This window comes from Synechococcus sp. R8-2, from assembly GCF_047461715.1.
In the GTDB taxonomy this organism is placed as follows: Bacteria; Cyanobacteriota; Cyanobacteriia; order Thermostichales; family Thermostichaceae; genus Thermostichus.
Genome location: NZ_JANSHQ010000352.1, coordinates 1 through 6,181, shown reverse-complemented (window position 1 = coordinate 6,181; position 6,181 = coordinate 1). Strand labels below are relative to the sequence as shown.

6 protein-coding genes are annotated in these 6,181 nt (G+C 58.3%); 3 read left to right on the top strand and 3 right to left on the bottom strand.

Translation table 11 applies throughout. From position 1 onward, the window contains the following. Positions 1 to 39: 39 nt before the first annotated feature. Positions 40 to 786, bottom strand: coding sequence for a DUF3120 domain-containing protein (locus NW819_RS08870; protein WP_414329009.1), 747 nt, complete (start codon positions 784 to 786; stop codon positions 40 to 42). Positions 787 to 938: 152 nt separating this feature from the next. On the opposite strand from NW819_RS08870, the gene NW819_RS08865 reads away from it, so the two are divergent. Next, positions 939 to 1,982 (top strand): glucokinase, encoded by a 1,044-nt coding sequence (locus NW819_RS08865; RefSeq protein ID WP_011432607.1) that lies wholly within the window; start codon positions 939 to 941, stop codon positions 1,980 to 1,982. On the opposite strand, the gene NW819_RS08860 is transcribed toward NW819_RS08865, so the two are convergent. Next, positions 1,961 to 2,167, bottom strand: a complete 207-nt coding sequence (locus NW819_RS08860; RefSeq protein ID WP_414413525.1) for a hypothetical protein — start codon at positions 2,165 to 2,167, stop codon at positions 1,961 to 1,963. The genes NW819_RS08865 and NW819_RS08860 overlap by 22 nt on opposite strands. A 92-nt stretch (positions 2,168 to 2,259) precedes the next feature. On the opposite strand from NW819_RS08860, the gene NW819_RS08855 reads away from it, so the two are divergent. Then, positions 2,260 to 3,294: a methyltransferase domain-containing protein gene (locus NW819_RS08855; protein WP_414413524.1), complete on the top strand. Its 1,035-nt coding sequence runs from the start codon at positions 2,260 to 2,262 to the stop codon at positions 3,292 to 3,294. Here NW819_RS08855 and NW819_RS08850 read toward each other — a convergent pair. Next, entirely contained in the window at positions 3,201 to 4,928 is a 1,728-nt protein-coding gene (locus NW819_RS08850; RefSeq protein WP_414413523.1) for a helicase HerA domain-containing protein, read from the bottom strand. The two genes, NW819_RS08855 and NW819_RS08850, sit on opposite strands and share 94 nt — an antisense overlap. 325 nt (positions 4,929 to 5,253) lie before the next feature. Here NW819_RS08850 and NW819_RS08845 point away from each other — a divergent pair. Next, on the top strand, positions 5,254 to 6,181 hold a 928-nt coding region (locus NW819_RS08845; protein ID WP_414413522.1), incomplete at its 3' end, for an RNA-guided endonuclease InsQ/TnpB family protein.

Here is a 6,181-nt window from a genome sequence, read left to right as displayed (position 1 = left end):
TGTTCAGCGTAAATGTATCAGTTATGGGGATGTCCCAGCTCACCGCAGCAGAGCTGCCCCCCAGCCAAATAGCCCATCCACCAACAGGGTATTCAGCACTGCTCCCGCAAATGCCCAATGGTGCAAGCGGCGGGATCCCTGGACTCTCCACAATCCAACACCCAGCAACAGAAGGCCCAAGCCGATGCCCCAACCCAGGCCCCAGGGGGTAGCCATTTTGTCGAGGGCCGCCCTAAAAGGGACAACCGCCTGCTCCAACCGGTCAAACTGCATCGCCTGCCGCCACTCAGGCAGCAGCCCCACCGAGTGAATGTAGAGATCTGTAACCGCCGTACCCCACAGGGAGCCGAGATAAAACCAGGTACCGATGCGGGCAAACCGTCGCCGTGTCCCCCACCAGACAATCGGGATCCCCAAGGCTTCCATGGGCATGTGCCAAAGAGGCTCAAAGCGCAGCCATCCCCAATACAGGGATCCTGCCAGCCAAGTCAGGGTAAAGCCGTACAGCAAATCTCCCCACAGGCGGGTACGGGGCTGGGAGTAGAGATGCAAGCTAAGGCCCAGCCAGCCCAAAGACATCACCAAGCTGACCCAAGGGGCATACCGCACCAGGGGCGCTTGCACAAAAACGGGCAGACTCACGAGCAGAGCTGCCACTCCCCCAATGGCATGGTGGGATCGAAAACGCCTTTGAGCCGAGAGAGGGCGGGGATCCAGCCCGGCCAAACGCTCAGAGGACAGCAGAGGCTCATCTTGGAGAGGGGGTAAAAAAGGTGTAGAAGACAAAATGCAATATTAAAAACCTTTACATCAGTTAACATAGCACCTTCTTTGCCCTTCCCTCTTCTCCCCAGCAGGAGCGGGGAAGCCTTGGGGGCCTGGCATTCTCTCTCCAGAGATGTCAGGGTGGGAAGGAGGTGCTGGCCGGAGGAAACCGTATGGACTTGTTGTTGGCAGGAGACATCGGGGGCACCAAAACCAGCCTCAGCCTTGTCAATGCCGAGGATCCCGAGCACAGCCTTTACCACTGCCGCTATGCCAGCCAAGATTACGCCAACCTCGCCCCAATGGTGGGAGAGTTTCTGGCCCAGGCTCGGCGGGAGCTGGGGCGAGATCCACAGCCTGCTGCCGCCTGTTTTGCAGTGGCCGGCCCCGTCATGGAAACAAGGGGCTCAGGGTCTGAGGGACAGACTGCCAAAGTGACCAACTTGCCCTGGGATCTGCAGTCGAGCCAATTGGCCGCAGAGCTGGGGATCCCGCGCGTAGCCTTGATCAACGACTTCAGCGCTGTGGGGTATGGCGTGCTTGCCCTCGGCGACCAGGATCTGGACACCTTGCAAGTGGGTGAGCGTCAACCGCGGGCTCCGATTGGCGTGATGGGAGCAGGCACGGGTTTGGGGCAGGCTTACCTTACCTGGGGAGAAGGGGGTTACCAAGTTCATGCCAGCGAGGGCGGTCACGTGGACTTTTCCCCGCGCACCCCTCTGGAGTGGGAGCTATTGAGGTATTTGCAAAAACGGCACGGACGTGTCTCCACCGAGCGGGTGGTCTCGGGGCAGGGGATCGTTGCCATTTATCAATTTTTGCGGGATAGCCAGTGGGGCTCAGGAGAAGAACAGCTGCTGGCCCAAATTGAGGCTTGGGAAAAGGGAGCTAAGCATATTGACCCGGCAGCCCAAATTGCCAATGCTGCCATGGAAGCACGGGATCCCCTGGCGGTGGAGTGTCTGCGGCTTTTCATCAGCCTGTACGGGGCTGCAGTCGGGAACTTTGCCCTACACCTGTTGCCGCGCGGGGGCCTGTTCATCGCCGGGGGGATCGCGCCCAAGCTCTTGCGCCTACTGCATCAAGGGGAGTTTTTGTCCTCGTTTTTGGACAAAGGGCGGATGCGTCCTCTCCTGGAGCAACTGTCGGTGCAGGTGGTGGTGAACGCGCAGGTGGGGCTGAGGGGAGCTGCTCGCTACGCCGCCAACCTTTTGTGAAGGAGCAGCCGCTGCTGTTGAGGTTGCCACCCCTGGAACACCCCATCCAGCAGGTGATGGCAGCGACCCCAACGGATGCTGGAATCGTGCTGGAAAATCTCGCCCAGCCGTCCTTTGCCCCAGACTCCATCTTGAGCCAGCAGATGGGGCAAGATGGGATTGCGCCTTTGCTTGGCTGGCCCCATACCGGAAAGCACTCCGCCTGGGGCTGCGCTATCCAACCGACAATGATTGCCACCACGCAGAGGGACTTCATAGAAACTTCATGGTTGATCCGATGAATCCAATCTTTTGGGCTTTGGGCATAGCTGTGCTGCTGGCCGTGGGCTTGGCAGCCTATCTGTTGACCGCTCGCAAATACGAGTCTCCCGCCTCTGTGGCCAAGTCTTACGACGAGTGGACTCGGGATGGGATCCTAGAGTTTTACTGGGGCGAACACATTCACCTAGGCCACTACGGCTCTCCTCCCCAACGAAAAGATTTTCTGCAGGCCAAGCACGACTTTGTTCACGAGATGGTGCGCTGGGGCGGGTTGGATCGACTGCCTGCAGGGACAACCGTGTTGGATGTGGGCTGCGGCATTGGTGGGAGCTGCCGCATCTTGGCCCGTGACTACGGCTTTGTTGTAACCGGTATCACCATCAGTCCTCAGCAGGTGAAGCGGGCCCAGGAGCTCACCCCCCCTGATCTGCCTGTCCAGTTTCAGGTGGCAGATGCCCTCGACCTGCCCTTCCCCGATGCCAGCTTCGATGTGGTGTGGTCCATTGAGGCAGGGCCTCACATGCCGGACAAGGCCCGCTATGCCCAAGAGATGCTGCGGGTGTTGAAGCCAGGGGGGATCCTGGTGGTGGCCGACTGGAACCAGCGGGACGACCGGCAAAAGCCCCTGAACTTTTGGGAGCGGCTGGTGATGCGGCAACTGTTGGATCAATGGTCACACCCTTCCTTCTCCAGCATCGAAGGCTTTGCCGAGCAGTTGGAGGCTACTGGCCTGGTGGCGGGACGGGTAGAAACCGCCGACTGGACTCAGGAGACCCTTCCCTCTTGGCTGGATTCCATCTGGCAGGGTGTTGTCCGCCCTGAGGGCTTTCTCAGGTTTGGCTTGGTCGGCTTGGTGAAGTCCTTGCGGGAGGTACCCACCTTTTTGCTGATGCGGCTGGCTTTCGGCACAGGGCTGTGTCGCTTTGGCATGTTCCGAGCGGTGCGGGCAGCTTGTGCTCACAGCCCCAGCTCGGACTTAGCCTGTTGGGCGGCCAGGAGCACCTCCGCATCTTCGGCCTGCGACCAGTCGGGGTCGGCGATCTCGGCGTAGAACCTTTGGTCGTAGGAGCGGGTTTGCACCACCACCGGCATAGGCACGGCGTGGCCGAGAAGGAGGGCCTGTTGTTTGGAATCCAGCTTGGCCAACACCGTTTTCAGGTTCTGGCTACCCGCCACCCCTGTGAACACCGCCTCGATATCTTGGTCGTCGTTGAGCAGCGCCGTGATGCGAGTGCCCAACTGCGACATCACCTCGCTGTCGATGCGGGAAGGGCGCTGATCCACCACCAGCAGCGTGACAAAGTACTTGCGCATCTCGCGGGCAATGGTGCCGAAGATGGTCTGCTTGGCCGCCCGCGGATTCAAAAAGCGATGGGCCTCCTCGATGGTGATGCACAGTTGACGGGGCCGGTCGAGGGGATTTTTGGATTGCAAGTACCGCTCCGTCTGATGTACGTAGGCCTGGTGAATGCGGCGGGTGATGACGTTGGCCGCCAACATGTAGGAGAGCAGGTTGGACTGGGATCCAAACTCGATAACCACGTGAATGCCGCGGCTGAGGGCATCCAAAATCTGGCCGATGTAGTTGTGGGGCAGGGTGCTGCGGATGTACTTGAGGTTGTCAAGGCGGGTGAGCTTGCGCTGCAGGGCCATCATCGAGGCTTTGTTGCCCATTTTCTGTTCGCAAAACTCTTGGATCTCGGCGTTGGAAAGGCTCAAGAGGCGGCTGATCCAGTCGCGGCCAAACTCGTTGCGCAGGATGATGGCGTTTTCCAGGCTGGCTTCCGATAGGTTCAGCTCCTCTGCCAACAGGGCCAGATCCTCCACCTCGATCTGGTTGTAGGCGATGAAGAGCTCCTGCGCATCCCGCACCCCTCGCCGCCGGGTGGAATCGGGATCCAGGGTATAGATCTGTACCTGACCGGGAAAGAGCTGCCGCAAGCCCTTGACGGTGCTGGCGTGTTTGTCTTCGCTGGCCGCCTCCCAGCCGTACTCGGAGTGCATGTCAAAGATCAAGTTCACCGCTGCCCGTTTGCGGATGATGCCGGCCAGGATCAGGCGGGCTAGAAAGGACTTGCCGGTGCCCGATTTGCCGAAAATGCCGTTGCTGCGCTCCACCCAGCGATCCAAGTCCAAACAGATGGGCACAGCCATGTCGAGGGGCTGGCCGATAGCAAAGTTGCGCCGCTCCGGGTCGTCTTCCCAGCCGAAGACGGTGCGAAAGTCCAGTTCCCGTGCCTCATACACTTGCGAAAAATGGGCGGGCACTGTTTTCACGGGCAGCAGCTCCATGGCGCCAGCGGAAGGGGGTTCTTGGCCGAGGGGAGCTGCCAACGCTTCTGGCCGTTCGGGATTGACCAGGGGATACAGCCTTTCCCCTTCCGTCTGCCGCGGCACCAACATCAGCATCGGGGTGAGGGCAATAATGCCGTAGGTACCGGTACCGGCCAGCACCTCCTGCAGCAAGGTCTCTTCCGGGCGGGGGGGATTGACCAGAATTTGGGGGTTGCTGGTTTCTAGGGTAACGTCAGTAAGCAGGCCAAAGAAGCGGTTGCGCTGCCCCTGGATCACCACGAATTTGCCCACCCGCAAGTCTTCTACCGAGACACCGGGATTGAGGCGAGCTTCCAGCCCTCGACTCAGGGATCCCTGAATCACGGTAGCCAAAGGTTGAGGAGGGGTCATGGCGGTGAGGCTTGGGTTCCAGATGCCTTATTCAGTTGCCCATCTGTAAGCGGGCGCTGGTGCGGGAGGCGCCATCCTGCACAATCCAGGTGCGGACGATCTCCACTTCCTCCGGCGTCCAAAAGCCCAGACGGGACAGGGGCAGCCCGCGGGCCTGAATGTAAGCAATCTCCGGGGAGTCGCCGCGAGCTTGGGGGCGGTTGAGCTGAACTCTAGTCTCGACTGAATGTAGTGTACATTATAACATTATATATATTCAGTATGCCCCAATTTGTAGCTCCAAAGGGAACAGCAATAGGTTTAGTGCTGAACTAGAGGTCATACTTTGTTATTAGGATTCAAGACGGAGTTAAGACTGAATAACAAGCAAAGGACACTGGCGGCGCAGCACGCTGGGGTTGCTCGGCACGCTTACAACTGGGGACTGGAGCTTTGTAAGCAAGCTGTGGCAGAGAAGCGGAAGATTCCCACGGCAGTTGATCTGCACAAGAAACTTGTAGCCGAGGTGAAGAGGGCTAATCCTTGGTACTATCAGGTTTCTAAGTGTGCCCCGCAGGAAGCTCTTAGGAATCTGGAGAGAGCAATTAAGAGGTGGCGTGCTGGGAAGTCTAGATTTCCAGTATTCAAGAAGAAGGGGAAGCTGGACAGCTTTTACCTAGAAGGTGGGATTAGAATTTCCGGCAACAAAATCAAGGTTCCGATTTTCGGCTGGTTAGCTTGTTACGAGGTCTTGCCTGCGGTTGTGCCCAAGAATGTTGTTATCAGCCGGCGGGCCCACCGTTGGTTCATTTCCTTCAAGTATGAGGCGCCTGAGCCAGGGGAGCTGGAGAAGGAAGGGGACGTTGTTGGGGTTGACCTAGGAGTTAACAATCTAGCCACGTGTTCTGACGGGGGGACTTTTGGCAACCCCAAGCCCTATTGTAAGGCTAGGAAGCGGCTGAGGAGGTTGCAAAGGCGGTTGTCCAGGAAAGTTAAGGGGTCGCAAAACCGGCGGAAGGCAGTTAAGAAGGTGGCAAGACTCCACAAGAGAGTAGTTGATATTCGTCGGGACAACCTACACAAGCTTACTACCTATCTAGCTAAGAGGTATCGGGTGGTAATTATAGAGGACCTGAACGTCTCGGGGATGCTCAAGAACCACAAGTTAGCTAGTAGTCTAGCCGAGTGTAGTTTCTATGAGTTCAGGCGACAGCTAGAGTATAAAGCTAGGCTCTACAGCTGTCAGGTGGTAGTGGCGGATAGGTTTTATCCGT